Genomic DNA, 18,730 nt, shown 5'->3' with positions numbered 1-18,730 from the left:
ATAGTAAGCACAAATTTGATAACAAACTCTTTTAAAAAAAATGAAGTTGCTTTGAAAAGGGATTGAATTTTAAGGATTTTGTATTTAATCTCGCAAAGACGCGAAGACGCAAAGTTTTTTTGTTTCACGCAGATTTAGCTGATTGTGCAGATTTTTTTTTGGTAGAGTTATTAATAAATCGGTGTCAATGTTTTGTAGAGGCGCACAGCAGTGCGTCTTCTTGTATGCAAAGTTTTTTTGTTTCACGCAGATTCAGCAGATTATGCAGATTTTTTTGGGGTAGAGTTATTAATAAATCTGTGTCAATATTTATTAAATTTTTAATCTGCTTTATCCGCCAAATCTGTGTGAACAAAAATATTTAGTTAATTACGATCTTTTTAATCGTAGTTTTTGAATCTCTTGTAATTTTAGCAATATAAATTCCGCTTGAAAGATGACTTACTGACAATACAGAATCAGTTGCGTTTTGTTTTTCGAAAACTTTTTGCCCTGAAAACGAAAGGATTTCTATCGAATAAGGAGAATCAGAATTGTCTAAAACAATATTGAAAATTCCATCAGAAGGATTTGGAAAAACCACAATTTCATCTGAAAGTTCTACCACTTCTTCTTCAATCGGTTTCGCTATTTTGCTTGCTAAGTTATTACAAGTATCTTGTGTATATGAATCCCATTGTGAGCTTAAATTGAATGTTGTACTTGGAGAAGTTACCGTTGATTTTCTTCTTAAAGTAACATCGATGGCAAAATTTGCAGTTCCACCGTTAAAAGTTCCGATGATGTCAATTAAAACTCCATTTTTAAATAGACCTACAGCGTCATTTCCGTTAAAAGTTAATTCTGTTGCCGTTGTTGAAATGTTAGCAGAACTTGGAGAAAAACAGCTTGAAGAAATTGAACTGTTTACAATTACAAATTTACTTCCTGTTGTTAAAGTTCCGCTTAAAGCTAAACCTGTACTCCATGAACCAGCACCATTCGTTTGTTTTTTTATAGTGTAAGCAGACAAACTAACAGAACTTCCTGTGTTGTTGGCAATTTCTAAAGCTTTGTTGTTTCCAGAACCTTCAATGTATTCAGAGAAAAGCAAATCGGTTGCAGTTCCTGTTCCGCTGCTGTTGGTTGTAACCGAAATAGTATTGCTTGATGCAGAAGCATTTCCGGCAGCGTCTTTTGCTTTTACATAAATAGAATAAGCTGTAGAAGCGGTTAAACCTGTAATAGTTGCGGTTGTACCCGAAACTGTGGTTTTGTAAGTGCTGTTTGCATAAACATCATAACCGGTAACGGCTACATTATCTGTAGAGGTATTCCACGAAAGTGAAATTGAAGTTGCTGTTTTTGAAGTCGAAGCCAAACTTGTTGGAGTAGTTGGCGCCTGAGTATCTCCAGAAGGAGTTCCGCCCCAAATTTGATTCACATATTCCGGATGATCAATATATGGATTTCTATTATTTTGACGAGCATAAATTGCATTGTTTCTGGCAATTTCTCTCGCGCTTACAGGATCCTGCGCGTGCCATGCCAAAAGAAGATTTAAGAATGCTGTTGTAAAAACTTTATTGCTTGAACCGTCAAACATCGCATAAGAATATCCGGCAACAGTATTTTCATAGCGGGTTGCAAAATAAAAATACATTCTGGCAATATCTCCTTTAAAAGCATTGATAGGTTCAAAAACAGTTCCTGAGTATCCAGATACAGAACTCGATCCCAATTTTCCTCCATTTTGAGAAGTATAAGTTGCAGAACTTACGGTTCCGTGCGGATAGTTGGAACGCATTCCGTTTACTTTTCCATCTGTTGGAGTTATAAAATGAGCATCGGCAACCATTGGAGACTGCTCATTAAAAACCGATTGTGGAATAATATGTTCTCTGTTGTAGCAATCGCCTTCAGCAGAATAATTTCCACAACGCTGCGTACTTCCTGTACTGTAATTGTATGGATCTGTTCCTGATGGATTTTCAGAATACATGTCTAATACTGTTCCGTCATTTTCGTAAAAATTATCAACGTCAGAAGTTTGATACGTGGTATATAAACCAGCATATCCATTATCAGTATGACCTTTAATAATATTATACAATTGCGTTTTTAAAGTGTAACCTGTTCCGGTTGCGGTGTTGTAATAACCAGAAGGAATTTGGGCAAAGCCAATCGTAACAGACAGCAATAACAGTAAAAAGTAGTTTTTTTTCATAAAAATAGGGGTTTTAAGTTTGGTTGTAATACTTTTTAAAGTTCTGAATTTTAGAATTTTAAATTAGTATTGTAGCAAATCTATTACTTTTATGAATACGAAACGTTAAGTGATGTTTAATTTTTAGGTATATTTTCTTACCGTTGTTTTTGTTGCCACGAAGACGCTAAGGCACGAAGTTTTATTTTTTTTCTGAAATCTTTTTTAAAGCCTGTCGGTATTCTTTATCGGATTTTTTGCTGCCGTCATCAGTAATTTCAATTTGGTAATCAAAAACTTTATAGTTTTTGATTTTATAAAATGCGGCCCAATTAGTGCCAGAAATTACATGGCTTTCAATAATATTATAAATTGAATTGTAGCTGGGATTTTTGATTTCTTCAAAACCAATTACACGTTTGAAATTATTTGTTTTAGAGTTGTATAAATATAAATTATATGTCCAATTGCTTCTTACATCAGAAATGTTTTGAATTAAGATATCTTTTATTTTATCGTTATTGAAGTCTCTAAATTCAACTTGTTGAGTACCGCTAAAAATCGAGTCTTTTACTAAAACTGAATTTCTACCATTTAGTTTTTGACTGATAATTAAAATTGAATTTTTTTCATCATCATAACCTTCTTTTTCAGTTTCAAAATTTATAAGTTTTATTGTAATTCCTTTGTTTTTATAAATAGAATCACACTTGATTGTTTGTGTATTCTGAGCAAATATATAAATACAGGATAAGAAAAAAATAATGGTTAAAAGACTTCTTTTCATTGGATAGTATTGCATTTTTAAACTTTGAGATTTGCAGTTTTGCGAGCAAAATTCACACACAACTTAAATTTCCTATATCACTTATATGGTTTAAAAATTTTACTTCGGAAAATCTTTACTTTGATAAGCACCCAAATCTGGCGGAGAAGTTCTTGTAGCTCCTAAAATATCCAATGGAATTATATACGCCGGATTTCCTTTCGCGAAAGCGGCAGAAGTTTTATCAATATTCAGCTGATTTTTAGAAACATTATAAAACTTCGGATTTTCGTTTACAATAATATTGGTGTAATGTTCTGTATCAGTTTTAAACTGGTAATCAGGATTTGTTGTACTTCCAAATTTCAACAGACAGCTGTTTAACTGATAAACAAAAGCGGCGCTTGCATTTTTTTGTAAATTGAATTCATTGGTACTGGAACCATAAATAATGCAATTATTGAAAGTTGCCTGTGTTAACGGATTTGTTTCCGGCGATGCTCCGGCTAAACTATTACTTAAGGTAACTGCAAAATGCGAACTGCTTTGCCAGTTGTTATTAAAAGTACAATGCGTAAAGCTGTAATTTCCGCCGTAAGCACAAGATAAACTTGCAATTCCTGCATAATTGATTACGATATTTTCACCGTTGATGTGAGCGTTTTGGGCTAAAATTCCGTATTCAACACAATTGTAAATCTGTGTGTTTTTAATTTCAATTGTATTTAACGGATTTTTAAAATCTAATCCAACAACTGCATTTTTTAAAGTCAAATGATTGATCGAATGATTTGTGCTTCCGTTTGCAAAAAGAACAGATTTCCATTGTCCCGGAATATCAGAATAAAGAGATTCTAAACGATCGCCTTCAAAAATAACTTCGTTTTCCAGTTTTTCGGTTGTTGATGCAGTTCCGTTAATTTGAAGGGTAGCTTTATCACCAACATACAAACCAGAATTAGCATGAAAATGAACTCTTGCTCCGGCTTCAAAAGTTACGGTTTTATTTTCCGGAACTCCGGCATAACCGTAAATAACGTACGGTTTTTGTTTGGTAAAAATCAATTCATTTCCGTTTTCAGGATCATTTTCATCCAGATAAAATCCGTCGACATCTTTGCCTTCAATTTTGATTTTTTCCTTAGTTCCATCGGTATTTTGTTTTGGAAATAAAAATACAGCGTCCTGAATTAAAGTTACTAAAGCAACTTCCTGCAGATTCGCACCGCTGTCAAACTGAATTTCATCGGTATATAAAAAATCAGTAGGATTTACATCTGTAATATCTGCCGTAGTTTCTATAAAAATATAAAGACTGTCTTTTGCTAAAAGCGTAACATCTTTAAAAATCTTTCCGTTGTTGCCGCTCATTCCGTCAACCGTCATTCGGTATTTTGAATTTAAACCTTTTTTAAGCTGTACAACTGGAATTGAAATATCGTTTTTGCTTCGATTATAAACCTTAAGCTGATACGTGCTTGAACCAATGTTTTTAAAAACAGTATCTAAATAAACGGTGTCTTTTGAAAACTTTAAATCTCCGGAACTGGCAACGGTATCAAAATCAGTTCGGCAGGAACTAAAAGCTAGAATTATTCCGAAAATAAAGAGAGCAAAGTATTGACGCATATTTGTTTTGTTTTTTTTAGCCACTCCCGATAGCTATCGGGATAAAAGGATTAAAAAGATTTTTTTTGCCACGAATTTTACAAATTTTCACAAATTAAAATTTGCGGAAATTTGTGATTGTGTATTTTTAAATCCTTTTAATCTGTGTAATCTGTGGCAAAAAAAAACTTCCGGCCAAAGATTGATGTTTGATTGTTTTTGTAAAAATAGCAAAAAACTTACATGTTTGAAGTTGTATTTTAATTTTAGAATGGGATTTTCGAATTTGTATCTCATCTTTTCTTTAATTTTACGATTTTAAAGTCCATTTTAATGAATTATACAAAAGAACAAATTTTAACGTACTGCAATGAGTTTTCTAAAAACACTTTGATGGAAACGCTAAAAATAGAATATATCGACGCAGGAGAAGATTTTTTAACCGCAAAAATGCCTGTAAATCCAAGCGTTCACCAACCAATGGGACTACTTCACGGCGGAGCTTCTGTAGCTTTGGCAGAAAGTGTTGGAAGTGCAGCTTCACACTTCTTTATTAATCCAAAAGAACAGGAAGTTCGCGGTATCGAAATCTCTGCAAATCATTTAAAAAGCATTCGCGAAGGCGTAGTTTTTGGTACAGCCAGAATTATTCACAAAGGAAGAAGTCTTCACCTTTGGGAAATTAAAATTACAGATGAAGCCGGCAATTTGATTTCGCTTTGCAAACTGACGAATATGGTTTTAGAGAAAAAGAAAACAGAATAAAGCACATGAATAATTTTTTCTCAAAAACAAAACAACATTACAATCAAAATTTACCTTTTGTAATTTATTCTAAACCTAATACTTCAAGTGTTTTTGGGCTTTTACAGCAAAATGACACTTTATGTAAAATTACGGATTACAGCGAAAAAGGATTTGTTTTTGCTTCTTTTGATGAAAAACAACTCGTTTTAATTCCCGAAAATGAATCGGAAATTATTAGTGCTGACAAGGAAATCACTTCATTTGAAGCTCTGGAAATTGATGATCAAAAATTTGATGCAGAAGCTAAAATTCAATATGAAAATTTAGTTTCAAAAGGAATCAAGGCAATTAAAAATGAAGAATTCAAAAAAGTAGTTTTATCAAGAAGCGAAAAAGTAAATTTATCTGAATTTGATTTTGTTCAGACTTTTCAACATTTGGTTCAATTATATCCTACGACTTTTTGTTATTGTTTTTTTCATCCTAAAATTGGACTTTGGATGGGGGCAACGCCCGAACAACTGCTAAAAGCTAACGGAAATGTTTTTGAAACAACAGCTTTGGCCGGAACGCAAAAAGCAAATTTAGAAACGGAAATCCGCTGGGAACAAAAAGAAAAAGACGAACAGCAATATGTAACCGATTTTATTGTTAAACGTTTACGAGAAGTTGCGAATTCTGTTGTAGTTACAGAACCTTATAGTTTAAAAGCAGGTTCAATCTGGCATATTAAAACGGATATTTCGGGTGTTTTAAATGAGAATTCAACTTTGGAAGAAGTTATTGATACGCTTCATCCAACTCCGGCGGTTTGTGGTTTGCCAAAGAAAAAAGCAAAAGCTTTTATTATAGAAAATGAAAATTACGACAGAACTTTTTACACTGGTTTTCTGGGGGAATTAAACAGCAGTTTTGCGGGCAGTAAAACAAGTTCTGATTTATTCGTAAATTTACGCAGCATGCAGATTCAGGATAAAACAGCGATTTTATATATGGGGTGCGGCATTACAAAAGAAAGTATTCCCGAAAAAGAATGGGAGGAAAGCGTCAATAAATCAATGACGATGAAAAGAGTTTTAAAAAAATAGTTTCAAGTTTAAAGTTTCAGGTTTCACGTTCTCAACGTAACTTGAAACATGAAACCTGAAACAAAAAACACAAACAAAATAATGAAACTAGACATATTAGCCTTTGGCGCACATCCGGATGATGTAGAATTGGGTTGTGCCGGAACAATTTTAAAAGAAGTTTCCTTAGGGAAAAAAGTAGGTATTGTAGATTTAACGCGCGGCGAATTAGGTACACGCGGAACTGCTGAAACCAGAGATGAAGAGGCAAAAGCCGCAGCAAAGATTTTGGGTGTTTTAGTTCGTGAGAATTTAGGCTTACGCGACGGATTTTTCGTAAACGATGAAAAACATCAATTAGAAGTCATTAAAATGATCCGCAAATACAAACCTGAAATCGTATTGTGCAACGCAGTTGATGATCGCCATATTGATCACGGAAAAGGAAGCAAATTAGTTTCTGATGCGTGTTTTTTATCGGGATTGATAAAAATCGAAACTTCGATTGATGGAGAGAAACAAGAAGCCTGGAGACCAAAAGTAGTATATCATTATATTCAATGGAAAAACCTTACTCCAGACTTTGTAGTCGATATTACAGGTTTTGAAAAGAAAAAGGTGGAAGCGATTTCTGCTTATAAAACTCAATTTTACGATCCGAATTCAAAAGAACCTGCAACGCCTATTACAAGTAAAAACTTCTTTGAAAGCTTAAATTACCGTGCGCAGGACTTAGGAAGACTGGTTGGGAAAGATTTTGCAGAAGGTTTTACGGTTGAAAGGTGTTTGGCAGTCAATAGCTTAGAAAATTTGATGTAAATTTTTCATTTTTTTCTTTGTAGAAGTAAACCTTTGTTATATATTTGCACTCGCTAAGCAAAAATGGTGGTTGTAGCTCAGCTGGTTAGAGTAGCGGTTTGTGGTGCCGCGGGTCGCCGGTTCGAACCCGGTCAGCCACCCAGAAATTTAAAGCCTTGAAGAAATTCAAGGCTTTTTTTGTGCGTTTATTTTTTTGAACCATATAAGTTATATAAGGTCATTTTAGATTTAGGCTTGAATGCTGTAACTAAAAAGTTTAAAAAGAGAATAGCTTAATAATTCTTGTATCTCAAAATTTTTCTCATTTCAAATATAGCCCGCGGTTTCAACCGCGAGGACGTTTGAAATACGATGCATATTATGACATTACGTTTGTTATATACGTTGCGTTCCAGCGGTTAAAACCGCTGGCTATATTTCCTTACATGATCTATAATTGAAAATAACCACAAACCAATCTAAAATGACCTTACATAACTTATATGGTTAAAAATAAAAAAACAAAAAAAAGCATGACGGTTAAATCATGCTTTAGTGGTTATTATATTTGGCTTATTGTGTTTTTAAATTTCCTCAAAAGTAGTTCCTTGTTTAATATCTCCGGTTTTAAAGCCTTTTTTAAACCAGTACATTCTTTGTTCTGATGTTCCATGGGTAAAAGAATCAGGGACAATTTGTCCTTGCATTTTGCTTTGTATTGCGTCGTCTCCAACTGCATTTGCGGCACTTAAAGCTTCTTCAATATCACCTTCATCTAAATTTTGCTGATTATAATGTGCCCAGACTCCCGCATAAAAATCGGCTTGTAATTCCAGGGCTACAGAAAGTTTATTGGCTTCAGCCTGACTTTTGCCTTCCTGATCTTGATGCATTTTTGCAGAAGTACCCAATAATGTCTGAATATGATGTCCAACTTCATGAGCAATAACATACGCAATGGCAAAATCCCCGCCTTTGGCACCAAATTTTGTTTTAAGTTCTTCAAAGAACCCTAAATCCATGTAAACCTTTTGGTCTGCCGGACAATAAAATGGTCCTGAAGCTGATGAAGCGCCTCCGCAAGAAGTTTGAACAGAGCCTCTAAAAAGCACCAATTTTGGATTTTTATAAGTCATTCCGTGTTCGGCAAATATTTTTCCCCAAATATCTTCGTTATCCGCTAAAACAACTCTCACGAAATCACCCATTTCCTCATCTGCTTTGCTTAATGGTGCAGCGGCTTCTGTTTGCGTTTGTCCGCCTTGCATTTGTTCTAAAACAGGTGTAATAAGTTTTGCGTTTTCACCGCCAAAAACATTCAAAAGCAAAATAATGATACCAATAACTCCGCCTCCAACAGCGATTTTTCCGCCAGAGATTGATCTTCGGTCTTCTACATTATCACTTTGTCTTCTGCCTTGCCATTTCATAGTAAATTGTATTTAAGCTTTTTATGTTTTTTCTTGTACGAATTTATATAATTTTTGGGAATAACTTATGATTTGTGACAATTTAGTTTTAATTATTTTAGCCATTTTACCAAAGTTTCCTCAACAGTACCTTTCATAATTGGTTTTGAAATATAATCATCCATTCCGGCAGAAATGCATTTGTTGCGCTCTTCTTTTTCAGCACCAGCAGTTACGGCAATTATCGGAATATCTTTTCCGGTAGAAGTATTTCTAATGGCTTTTGTTGTTTCGTAACCGTTCATGATTGGCATTTGAATATCCATGAAAACAAGTGTTGGATTAATGCTTTCAAATTGCTTTACAGCCTCATAACCATTTTCACATTCAAAAATAAAAGCATTATGATACAGGTTTTTTACAATCGTTTTTAAGAGCAGCATGTTAACTTTATTGTCCTCAACAATTAAAAAACGTATGTTTTTGTTGGTTGCGTCATTATGATTTTCATCAGGCAGGGCCTGTAAGTTTTTTAATTCGGTATTATATTTTTCGTTGATGCTTTGATTGCTGGTTTTTAAATTTAAATCGAAAAAGAAGTTACTTCCTTCACCAATTTTACTTTCGAGCTGTAATCGGCTTTCCATTAAAGCTAAAAGCTGATTAGATATGGTTAAACCTAAACCGGTTCCGCCAAATTTTCTTGTTGTAGAGCTGTCTGCCTGCGAAAAAGCTTTAAAAATTTTCTTCTGATTTTTCTCCATAATTCCAATTCCCGTATCAATTACAGAAAATCGGATGGTCGAAAAGTTATTTTTTGATTTTGATAAAACAGAAACATTCAGTTTAATAGAACCTTCATTGGTAAATTTTACCGCATTAGAAAGCAGATTAATCAGGATTTGTTTTATTCGAACAATATCTGTCCAAATATATTTAGGAACATCTTGATCTACATTGAGTTCCAATTGCAGGTTTTTTTGATTGGATTCAAAAACAATTAAATCGAAAACCTGACCCAATACTTTTTTAATATCATATAAATCAATAAAAAGTTCCAGTTTTCCGGCTTCAATTTTAGAAAAATCAAGAATATCATTGATAATCTCCAACAGCGAGTGCGCCGATTGATTAATAGTGGTCATATATTTTTCCTGAATTTCCTCTAATTCAGTTTTCATCAATAAATGGGTGAAACCAATAATTCCGTTTAAAGGCGTTCTGATTTCATGTGACATATTGGCCAGAAAATCAGATTTTGATTTATTAGCAGCTTCCGCTAATTGTTTGGCTTTAATGGCGTCTTCGGTTTCTTTTTTATTGGTGATATCAAAGTAAATTCCACCCACAAATTCAATTTCGTCACCTTTTTTAATAACGTCACCAAATTCTTCCACCCAGATATATTCTCCGGTTTTTCTTTTAATTCGGTAAACATTATGCAGCGGAATTCCGTTTTGAAGATTATCAATTTGATTATTAATAACTTCATCGCGGTCTTCATGATGAATAAGAGATAAAAACGAAAGATTATTTTCGATAAACTCAGCTTTAGAATATCCGGTTAAGTTTTGAATCTCATCGTTTAGGAAAATTTTAGTCGAAAATGCATCAAACTTCGATAAATAAACGGTTCCCGGAATATTGTTGGCGATTAATTTGAATTTTTCTTCGCTTTCAATAATCTTACTTTCATTTCGATTTCTTTCTAAAGCTGATGAAATATTATTGGCTAAAACCTGAAAGATATAAATTTCCTCTTCAGACCATTTTCGTTCTTTAGTACAATCATCAAAACCAATAAATCCGGTAAAAATATCGTTGATGTACAACGGCAGGATTAAAATTGATTTTATCTCATTATTGATCAGTAATTGTTTAAAAAATTTATCTTCAAGCTTTCGTGTATACGTGTTTACAATTCGTTTATTTTTTGCAGCATCAAAAATTTCTTGTAAATTTTCCTCTGTCATATGTCTCAAAGGCGTGATTTGATGCGGAATTCCTTTTCGTGACCATTTGTATTTTTGAACAACAGTATTGGTTGTAAAATCTCTTTCATAATAAAACATATGATCTGCTTTTGAAGCTTTTCCAATCAAATCATACGTTTCCTGAAACATTTGTTCTGTAGATTTACTCATCAAAAATTTCTCTGTACAAAGCGAAAGTGCCGATAATAGCTGACTTTTAAATTCTAATCGGCGTTCTGTTTCCAAACGCATCTGCATCGAAATGGCCAGCGAAACAACATCAGAAATAGTTCTGGCATAATTAATATCCTCATTATCCCAATCTCTTTGTTCCTCTGTACTTTCAAAACAAACAACACCAGCCAATTGCCCGCTTAAAAAAATGGGAACATCCAGCATTGATTTAATTTTATTTTTAGTGAAATAAAGCGTTTCAAATTCAGATGTTTCTAATTTATTAAAAACATCTGGTGCATTTATAATTGCTTTATTTTTTAAGGTTTCAAAATAGATTGGATAAGATTCTTTGTTTAGAATGTTTTTATCGTTTAAATTTTGATTGTCAACACTATATAGGTTTTTGCAGGTAATCAAATCTCTGGAATATTTCCAAAAACTTACCCTATTAGATTGGCTTACAGTCGAGGCCTCTTTTATAATATAATCGATAACCGTATTTAAGTTATTGTAAGTGCTAAAGTCAGTTGTTGATAGTTTTTTAGTCGAATTATTGTAGGCTTCGATTTTTTCGAGACGTCTTTTTTTCTCGTTTTCGGCATTTTTAATTTCGGTAATGTCCCTCGCAATTCCTGCAAAACCAATGGTTTGATCTAAATCATTTTTACGAATGATAATTTTTTGTGAAATCCATAATTCCTGCCCGTTTTTCTTTAAAATAGGAAGTTCAATTATGGGGAATTTATTTCCGTTGCTTTCAAAATTTTCATAAAAATCAACCGCACTCATAGAATACTTCTCATGAATAAAGTTGGAATAATGTTTTTGAAGTATTTCATCTTCAGAATAACCTAAAAGCGAATACGCAAATTCATTTATAAAGGTGAAATAACCGTCGGCATCAACTTCAAAAATAATATCTGTCGCCGTTTGAATTAAGTTTTTGTATTGATCCTGAACAATAATCTGCTCGGTAACATCCTGACCAATACTTATAATTAAGTCGTCAGAGAATTTTTTATCTTTCCACTGTATGTATCTGTATTCTCCGTTTTTCGTCTTTAATTTTCGGGTATAGATTTTATTTTCTTCATGATGTATGATAGAAATATTCTTGTTGTATTCATCTCCTTTTGTAAGTTTCCAGAAATTAAGCCCCATAACTTCTTCGGGCTGATAACCTAAAATAGAAGTTACGGTTTCGCTGCAAAATAATATTTCACCTTTTTGATCTGTTGCAATTGTGAGTGAATTTCCTTTGTGTACAATTTCGTTGGCAAACCTGAAATTATCCCGATTATTTTGTAAAACTGCATATTTTACCTGATTAATAATAAAAATCAGGATGCAGAAATTAATTAATAAAATAGAAGATTTAAGAGGAATTAATTGAAACGTAACGGTTGAAAATAGAAAGACAAAAACGAGAGCCACAAAAAACCAGTAAACTTTAATTGGTTTTAAAATATTGTAGGAGAAGAAAAAGGAGATTAAAAAAACGATTATGGGAACAACATCTTCTGCCAGAAAAACAATGTTGTAGCAAACGTAACTAATGTAAATAAAGAAGCAAAAAATAAAAATATACTGAATTTTATCTCTCAGCCATTTTACTTTATCGGTTATTACATAAGCTACAAGAACAGAAAAACCAATTGAAACGTTTACGACAAGTAAACTTTTTGGTCTGATTTTAAAAATTTCATTTATGATTTCGATTACAATAACTGCAATTCCAAAAAATAAAATATAAAGCTGATATTCCCTTCCTGCGGTTTCTGCTTCTTTCTTTTTTTCGATGAAATTTCCAATTTTTGCTTTGATGCGAAAAAATTGATAAACTAAAAGTCCCAAAAAGCCCAGTAAAGAAAAACCAAGAACTATAAATTTGGGATTATTGTAGAAAATAATGTCTGAATTGAAAACATACCAGTTTGTCATAATTGATTTCAGAGTATTACCAGAACAGGTAATACCTGAAACCAATAGATTGAAAAAACTATAGTTTTCTACCATAGATTTTGGGATATGTTTGGTTTAGTAAATAGCAATTTAAATTCTAATAATAGAGTTGGTTAAGCCCTTTGAAATTTACTAGAACTTTGTTTTTATTCAAAATCCGATTTTCCAATTGAATCAATAGAATCTGCTTGTTCTTCTTCGGTAAAAATTGAAAAATAAGCAGCATAGGTTACTGATGTATTAAATATAACAGTAAAAATTACTCCGATGCAGCAGGCAACAAGACCCACTAATGAGCCAAGAAATCCTACGATAAACAAAACGAAAATTATTAATGGATTTTTACTCACAACAATGATACTTGATTTAATAGCATCGATTGCATTTAGATTTCCAAAAATCACTAATGGAATTGCAAAATAAGTAAAAAACGAAATCATTATTGATACTCCGCCGCCTAAAAACATTATTCCGGTACTGTCTAAAACATACGAAATACCAGTACTTACAGTAGCTAACAGAAATGCTAAAGAGAATAGTTGAAAAAAGTAAGGCGCTTTATAATAGGTAAAAATAGTTGAAACATTAAACTCTTCATCTTTATCTGCGCAGTCTGCCATTTTAAGAAATCCGGCTCCAAGCGGTGCAAATATTGCGCTTACTACTGCAACAGCAACTGTAGAAAATATTTGTTCAAGATAGGTAAGTTTTTGATTTTCGAAGTTTTTTATAAAATCTTCTGAGAGTGCTTGTATACCGTAAACTACAGTAGCTAATCCCATGATTACTATAAAAGCAAGAATTGAAAACACAAGAATTATCAACCCTGAATACAAAGCTATCTTTTTGTAATTTTCAAAAGCATAAGTAAAAACAGTAGAAAAGTCTATCGAATAGCCATCTTTTTTGATGTCCTCAATTTGTTCAAGTGTAGATTTCATTTTAAAAGTAAAGTTGTTTTATATTCTTCGTCGTAATAAATTAGTTGACGTAAATATAATATTTTAAATCAATTCCGAATAAAAATCTACAAATATTACGAAATTGTTTCTCTAATTTAAAGCCAGTCTAAAATTCGTTTTATAGAAGCCAGTTTATCTTTATAAGGAGCATAGCGCATTGGCAGATCCAGCCAGTTTGCTTTTTTGACTATTGCCTTATGATGAGAAAAAATATCAAAACTCAGTTTTCCGTGATAAGCCCCAATTCCGCTGTGGCCAACACCGCCAAAAGGAAGCCTTTTATTAGAAAAATGAACTACTGTATCGTTTATACAGCCGCCTCCAAAAGAGTAATTTGTAATTAGTTTTTTAGTAAATGATTTATTTTCACTGAAAATATAAAAAGCGAGAGGTTTTTCGTACTTACTGATCACATTATGTATCTCAGCTTCGGTTTCATAAATCAAAATTGGCAAGATTGGCCCAAAGATTTCTTCCTTCATTACGGCACTGTCCAGACTTGGTTCTTCAAGTAAAGTAGGAGAAATATATAGTTTATCAGCGTTTGTTTCTCCGCCGAAAATTACCTTTTCTTTTTCAATCATTTGATCTAAACGCACCCAATTTTTGGTATTTACGATTCGGGCAAAATCTGGCGATTTGTCAATCTTTTTACCGTATGCTTTTACAATTTCTTCCATTAAAAAGGTAATGAAATTGACTTTCATGTTCTTTTGAATCAAAACATAATCCGGAGCAATGCAGGTTTGTCCGGCATTTATAAATTTTCCCCACACAATTCGTTTTGCCGCCAGTTTTAAATTAGCAGTTTCATCAATAACGCAGGGATTTTTTCCACCCAATTCCAGTGTTACGGGAGTTAGGTTTTCGGCTGCGGCTTTTGCTACGATTTTTCCAACAGCAGCACTTCCGGTAAAGAAAATATAATCCCAGCGCTGTGTCAGTAATTTATTTGAAACTTCGACACCGCCTTCAAAAACTTCAACATGGCTGATGTGAAATGTTTTTTCGATGATTTTAGCAATGACAGCAGAAGTATGTGGCGTAAGTTCTGATGGTTTTAAAACGACTCTGTTTCCGGCAGCAACTGCAGAAATCAACGGACATAAAGCCAATTGAAACGGATAATTCCACGGAGCAATTACCAGAACATTTCCGTAAGGTTCTTTATAAATATAATCTGAAGAAGGAAAATTAAGAAGAGAAGGGAAGACACGTTTTGGTTTTGCCCAGGAATTAAGGTTTTTGATTGTATCTTTTAATTCCGAAATAACGTAATTCGTCTCCGTTACAACAGCTTCAAATTCTGGTTTTTTAAAATCATCATACAAAGCTTTTACAATTAAATCTTCGCTTTTTTGAATGTTATACAATAACTTTTTCAGCGTTTCTTTTCTGTAACCAATGTCGTTTTTGAATTCCATTTTATGATCAGCTTGTTTTTTAGGATATGCAAGTTAATCGATAAAATTTAAAAAATTAACAATTTAATCATAAAAATCAGACGGCATTCCAAATCGTTTCATCTGGAGTTGGCGCAGTGATTGTGATGTTTTCTTTTGAAACAGGATGAACAAAAACCAGCTTTCTTGCATGAAGATGAATTCCACCGTCGGGGTTGCTTCTGTCAGCACCATATTTTAAATCGCCTTTTATTGGAGATCCAATTGCCGACAACTGAGCACGAATTTGATGATGGCGCCCCGTATGAAGATTGATTTCCAGAGCAGTATAATTTTGAAGTTCTTTGATTATTTTATAATCCAGACTTGCCAGTTTGCTGTCCGGGACTTCTTTTAAATGCGCTTTTGAAGTATTGTTTTTTTCGTTTCTTTTTAAATAATGAACCAATTTAGCACTAGCTTCAACAGGTTTGTTTTTCACAACAGCCCAATATGTTTTTTTCGTTTCGCGATTGCTGAACAATTCGTTCATTCGTGTCAATGCTTTGCTGGTTCTGGCAAAAACCACAATTCCTGTTGTAGGACGATCTAAACGATGAATCACTCCCAAAAAAACATCACCCGGTTTATTGTATTTGTTTTTTATGTATTCTTTTACAACATCAGATAAAGGTTTATCACCTGTTTTATCACCTTGTACAATATCGCCAACGCGCTTGTTAACCACAATAATGTGATTGTCTTCATGAAGAATTTGTAAATTTTCTTTATTAGAAATTATTTTCATTTTAGACGAATGTGAAAATTTTAGATTTTAGATTTCTGATTGTAGATTGAAAAAAGTTTGGCTAAAGCCTTTCAATGGGCTTAAAAATGAACCTCCAGCTAAAGCTGGAGGCAATTATTTTTTTGAATTTTAAAAAGTCTCTGAACCTTTGTCACTTTGAGCCTTTGTACCTAAAAAAGAAACCTTAGAATCTCAGTAACTTAGAACCTTAGCACCTTAAAAAACTAATATTGCTCCCCAGTATTAGGGAAATCACTAGACTTAACATCAGCGGCATATTGGCCAATTGCTTTTGTCATTAACTCGTATAAGTTTAAATAACGACGCAGGAAACGCGGACTGAACTCATTGTTCATTCCTAACATATCGTGAATAACTAAAACCTGTCCGTCAACACCGCCTCCGGCACCAATTCCGATAACTGGAATAGAAATGCTTTTTGCTACTTTTTCGGCTAAATCAGCAGGGATTTTTTCCAGAACTACTGCAAAACACCCAATTTTTTCGAGCATTTTAGCATCTTCAATTAATTTTTCAGCTTCTTCTTCTTCTTTTGCACGAACGCTGTATGTTCCGAATTTATAGATAGACTGAGGCGTTAAACCCAAATGTCCCATAACCGGAATTCCTGCGTTTAATATTTTTTTGATCGATTCTTTAATTTCTTTTCCACCTTCAAGTTTTACAGCGTGACCGCCGCTTTCTTTCATAATTCTGATAGCAGAACGCAAAGCCTCTTTAGGATCAGACTGGTAACTTCCGAAAGGTAAATCAACCACAACTAAACCTCTTTCTACAGCACGAACTACAGACGAAGCGTGGTAAATCATTTGATCTAAAGTAATTGGCAGCGTCGTTTCGTGACCCGCCATAACATTTGATGCCGAATCTCCCACCAAAATCACATCGACTCCTGCGGTATCAACAATTTTAGCCATTGTATAATCATACGCGGTAAGCATAGAGATTTTTTCTCCATTGCTTTTCATTTCAATCAATGACTTTGTTGTGATTCTTTTATAATCTTTTTTTGCTACTGACATTTTATTTTTTTTTGAAGATGTAAAAGTATTGAATAATTATAACTTGAGAATCAGCAATAAAAGATTATTTCGACAGAAAAAGTTTTCCGTCTTTAAATTCTAATCTAAACTGATTGTCTTTCATTATGATAGAATATTTATGTGGCGATTTTATCGAAGCATCGATATAAGTTCTATATTTTTCAATGAAAGCTTTTTCGGACACTGAATTAAGTAGTTTTTATTTTTTTTTGCCACAGATTAAAAGGATTTTCACAGATTTTTATTTTATGCAGAATCTGCGTGAAAAAATCATTTTAATCCTTTTAATCTGTGGCAAAAATATATTTAGCAATCTGCCATGTTTACCGCAATGGCAAGTCCGCCTTCTGAGGTTTCTTTGTATTTAGAATTCATGTCTTTTGCCGTTTGCCACATCGTATTAATTACTTTGTCTAACGGAACTTTTGCATTTTTAGAATCAGTTTCAAGGGCTAATTCAGCAGCATTTATGGCTTTTATGGCACCCATAGTATTTCTTTCGATACACGGAATCTGAACCAAACCACCAATTGGGTCGCAGGTTAAACCAAGATGATGTTCCATTGCAATTTCTGCCGCCATTAAAACCTGAGCAGGAGTTCCGCCCATTAATTCGCAAAGAGCCGCTGCTGCCATCGATGACGAAACGCCAATCTCTGCCTGACAACCGCCCATTGCAGCAGAAATCGTAGAACCTTTTTTAAAGATACTTCCAATTTCTCCGGCAACCATCAAAAATTGTTTGATTTCTTTTTCGCCTGCATCATGATTTTCAATAACCAGATAATACATTAAAACTGCCGGAATAACGCCAGCACTTCCGTTTGTTGGAGCTGTAACAACGCGGCCTAACGATGCATTTACTTCATTTACAGCCAATGCAAAACAGCTTACCCACTTTAAAATCTGACGGAATTTTACTTCCGTTTTTCTGATTTCTTCAAGCCACGATTGCGGATCAGTATAATTAGAAAGTCCAATTAAATTTTGGTGCATATCAAAAGCACGTCGGCGAACGTGTAATCCGCCCGGAAGAATCCCTTCAGAGTGACAGCCAATGTACATACATTCTAACATTGTATTCCAAATGCGCATTAATTCGGAATGAATTACTTCTTCAGAGCGCATTGATTTTTCGTTTTCATAAACAATCTCAGAAATCGATTTGTTTTCAGAAACGGTATAATTTAAAAGCTCAACCGCATTTTGAATCGGAAACGGAAAAGCACATTTTATGACTTCTTTGATTTTGGCATTTTCACGTTCTTCTTTTACAACAAAACCGCCGCCAATAGAATAAAAAGTAGATTCGTATTCAGAATCATCGTTTTTATAAGCCGTAAATTTTAATCCATTTGCATGGAAAGGAAGAAAGTCTTTATTGAAAACAATATCCTGAAGAAAATAAAACGGAATTTTATATTCATTGGCAAGATTGATCTCGTTTGTATCTTCAATAGTTTTAATGATTCCGGCAATATTCTCGACAGGAATATATTCAGGATCCTGACCACTTAGACCCAGCATAACAGATAAATCGGTTGCGTGGCCTTTTCCGGTTAAGGAAAGAGAACCGTACAAATCGACTTTTACACGTTTAACCTGATCTAAAATTGATTCATTTTTTAACTCCTCTAAAAAACGTTCGGCGGCTCTCCACGGACCTAAAGTATGTGAGCTAGAAGGGCCAACGCCAATTTTAAGCATATCAAAAACAGAGATACATTCTTCCATTGTGCAATTTTTGTTAAGACAAAGATAATTGAATAATGCAATGATGGATTAATTTTGAATGTTAATCTTGCGTATTTGTTAAAAAAAA

13 protein-coding genes and 1 tRNA gene are annotated in these 18,730 nt (G+C 33.5%); 4 read left to right on the top strand and 10 right to left on the bottom strand.

Annotated features, from left to right (window positions below; translation table 11 throughout):
- Nucleotides 1-361 precede the first annotated feature (361 nt).
- From J2Y38_RS01810 to J2Y38_RS01800, 3 genes are all read right to left on the bottom strand, one after another.
- Nucleotides 362-2,206: an endonuclease gene (locus J2Y38_RS01810; protein ID WP_309839048.1), complete on the bottom strand. Its 1,845-nt coding sequence runs from the start codon at nucleotides 2,204-2,206 to the stop codon at nucleotides 362-364.
- A gap of 181 nt (nucleotides 2,207-2,387) precedes the next feature.
- On the bottom strand, nucleotides 2,388-2,972 hold the full coding sequence (locus tag J2Y38_RS01805; RefSeq protein ID WP_309839046.1) for an XAC2610-related protein: 585 nt from the start codon (nucleotides 2,970-2,972) through the stop codon (nucleotides 2,388-2,390).
- A gap of 99 nt (nucleotides 2,973-3,071) precedes the next feature.
- Nucleotides 3,072-4,580, bottom strand: coding sequence for a hypothetical protein (locus tag J2Y38_RS01800; RefSeq protein ID WP_309839044.1), 1,509 nt, complete (start codon nucleotides 4,578-4,580; stop codon nucleotides 3,072-3,074).
- Nucleotides 4,581-4,892: 312 nt separating this feature from the next.
- Here J2Y38_RS01800 and J2Y38_RS01795 point away from each other — a divergent pair, with 312 nt between their 5' ends.
- From J2Y38_RS01795 to J2Y38_RS01780, 4 genes are all read left to right on the top strand, one after another.
- Nucleotides 4,893-5,324 (top strand): PaaI family thioesterase, encoded by a 432-nt coding sequence (locus J2Y38_RS01795; RefSeq protein ID WP_309839041.1) that lies wholly within the window; start codon nucleotides 4,893-4,895, stop codon nucleotides 5,322-5,324.
- A 5-nt stretch (nucleotides 5,325-5,329) separates the two neighbouring features.
- Entirely contained in the window at nucleotides 5,330-6,394 is a 1,065-nt protein-coding gene (locus J2Y38_RS01790) for a chorismate-binding protein (protein WP_309839039.1), read from the top strand.
- An 81-nt stretch (nucleotides 6,395-6,475) separates the two neighbouring features.
- A complete protein-coding gene (gene bshB1, locus J2Y38_RS01785) occupies nucleotides 6,476-7,192 on the top strand; it encodes a bacillithiol biosynthesis deacetylase BshB1 (RefSeq protein ID WP_309839038.1) in 717 nt (238 codons plus the stop codon).
- Between the two features lie 66 nt (nucleotides 7,193-7,258).
- Nucleotides 7,259-7,332 (top strand) — tRNA-His (locus J2Y38_RS01780).
- 423 nt (nucleotides 7,333-7,755) lie between these two features.
- Here J2Y38_RS01780 and J2Y38_RS01775 read toward each other — a convergent pair.
- The 7 genes from J2Y38_RS01775 to J2Y38_RS01745 form a co-directional block, all read right to left on the bottom strand.
- Nucleotides 7,756-8,601, bottom strand: coding sequence for a neutral zinc metallopeptidase (locus tag J2Y38_RS01775; protein ID WP_309839036.1), 846 nt, complete (start codon nucleotides 8,599-8,601; stop codon nucleotides 7,756-7,758).
- A 92-nt stretch (nucleotides 8,602-8,693) separates the two neighbouring features.
- Complete coding sequence (locus J2Y38_RS01770) at nucleotides 8,694-12,746, bottom strand: PAS domain S-box protein (protein WP_309839034.1); 4,053 nt, start codon at nucleotides 12,744-12,746, stop codon at nucleotides 8,694-8,696.
- A gap of 92 nt (nucleotides 12,747-12,838) precedes the next feature.
- A complete protein-coding gene (locus J2Y38_RS01765) occupies nucleotides 12,839-13,633 on the bottom strand; it encodes a hypothetical protein (RefSeq protein WP_309839032.1) in 795 nt (264 codons plus the stop codon).
- Nucleotides 13,634-13,749: 116 nt separating this feature from the next.
- A complete protein-coding gene (locus J2Y38_RS01760; RefSeq protein WP_309839029.1) occupies nucleotides 13,750-15,078 on the bottom strand; it encodes an aldehyde dehydrogenase in 1,329 nt (442 codons plus the stop codon).
- Nucleotides 15,079-15,154: 76 nt separating this feature from the next.
- A complete protein-coding gene (locus tag J2Y38_RS01755) occupies nucleotides 15,155-15,844 on the bottom strand; it encodes an RluA family pseudouridine synthase (protein WP_309839027.1) in 690 nt (229 codons plus the stop codon).
- Between the two features lie 224 nt (nucleotides 15,845-16,068).
- Nucleotides 16,069-16,887 (bottom strand): 3-methyl-2-oxobutanoate hydroxymethyltransferase, encoded by an 819-nt coding sequence (panB, locus tag J2Y38_RS01750; protein ID WP_309839025.1) that lies wholly within the window; start codon nucleotides 16,885-16,887, stop codon nucleotides 16,069-16,071.
- A gap of 327 nt (nucleotides 16,888-17,214) precedes the next feature.
- Nucleotides 17,215-18,642, bottom strand: coding sequence for an L-serine ammonia-lyase (locus J2Y38_RS01745; protein WP_309839023.1), 1,428 nt, complete (start codon nucleotides 18,640-18,642; stop codon nucleotides 17,215-17,217).
- Between the last annotated feature and the right edge of the window lie 88 nt (nucleotides 18,643-18,730).

The sequence above is a fragment of the Flavobacterium sp. 2755 genome, from assembly GCF_031455715.1.
GTDB lineage: Bacteria > Bacteroidota > Bacteroidia > Flavobacteriales > Flavobacteriaceae > Flavobacterium.
Note: the sequence above shows the minus strand (reverse complement) of the source record. Positions and strands in the feature narration are given on the sequence as shown.

Excerpts from the sequence above, each read along its gene's own strand:
- J2Y38_RS01810 (WP_309839048.1), bottom strand. The coding sequence starts at position 2,206 with ATGAAAAAAAACTACTTTTTACTGTTATTGCTGTCTGTTACGATTGGC.
- J2Y38_RS01805 (WP_309839046.1), bottom strand. The coding sequence starts at position 2,972 with ATGAAAAGAAGTCTTTTAACCATTATTTTTTTCTTATCCTGTATTTAT.
- J2Y38_RS01800 (WP_309839044.1), bottom strand. The coding sequence starts at position 4,580 with ATGCGTCAATACTTTGCTCTCTTTATTTTCGGAATAATTCTAGCTTTT.
- J2Y38_RS01795 (WP_309839041.1), top strand. The coding sequence starts at position 4,893 with ATGAATTATACAAAAGAACAAATTTTAACGTACTGCAATGAGTTTTCT.
- J2Y38_RS01790 (WP_309839039.1), top strand. The coding sequence starts at position 5,330 with ATGAATAATTTTTTCTCAAAAACAAAACAACATTACAATCAAAATTTA.
- bshB1 (WP_309839038.1), top strand. The coding sequence starts at position 6,476 with ATGAAACTAGACATATTAGCCTTTGGCGCACATCCGGATGATGTAGAA.
- J2Y38_RS01775 (WP_309839036.1), bottom strand. The coding sequence starts at position 8,601 with ATGAAATGGCAAGGCAGAAGACAAAGTGATAATGTAGAAGACCGAAGA.
- J2Y38_RS01770 (WP_309839034.1), bottom strand. The coding sequence starts at position 12,746 with ATGGTAGAAAACTATAGTTTTTTCAATCTATTGGTTTCAGGTATTACC.
- J2Y38_RS01765 (WP_309839032.1), bottom strand. The coding sequence starts at position 13,633 with ATGAAATCTACACTTGAACAAATTGAGGACATCAAAAAAGATGGCTAT.
- J2Y38_RS01760 (WP_309839029.1), bottom strand. The coding sequence starts at position 15,078 with ATGGAATTCAAAAACGACATTGGTTACAGAAAAGAAACGCTGAAAAAG.
- J2Y38_RS01755 (WP_309839027.1), bottom strand. The coding sequence starts at position 15,844 with ATGAAAATAATTTCTAATAAAGAAAATTTACAAATTCTTCATGAAGAC.
- panB (WP_309839025.1), bottom strand. The coding sequence starts at position 16,887 with ATGTCAGTAGCAAAAAAAGATTATAAAAGAATCACAACAAAGTCATTG.
- J2Y38_RS01745 (WP_309839023.1), bottom strand. The coding sequence starts at position 18,642 with ATGGAAGAATGTATCTCTGTTTTTGATATGCTTAAAATTGGCGTTGGC.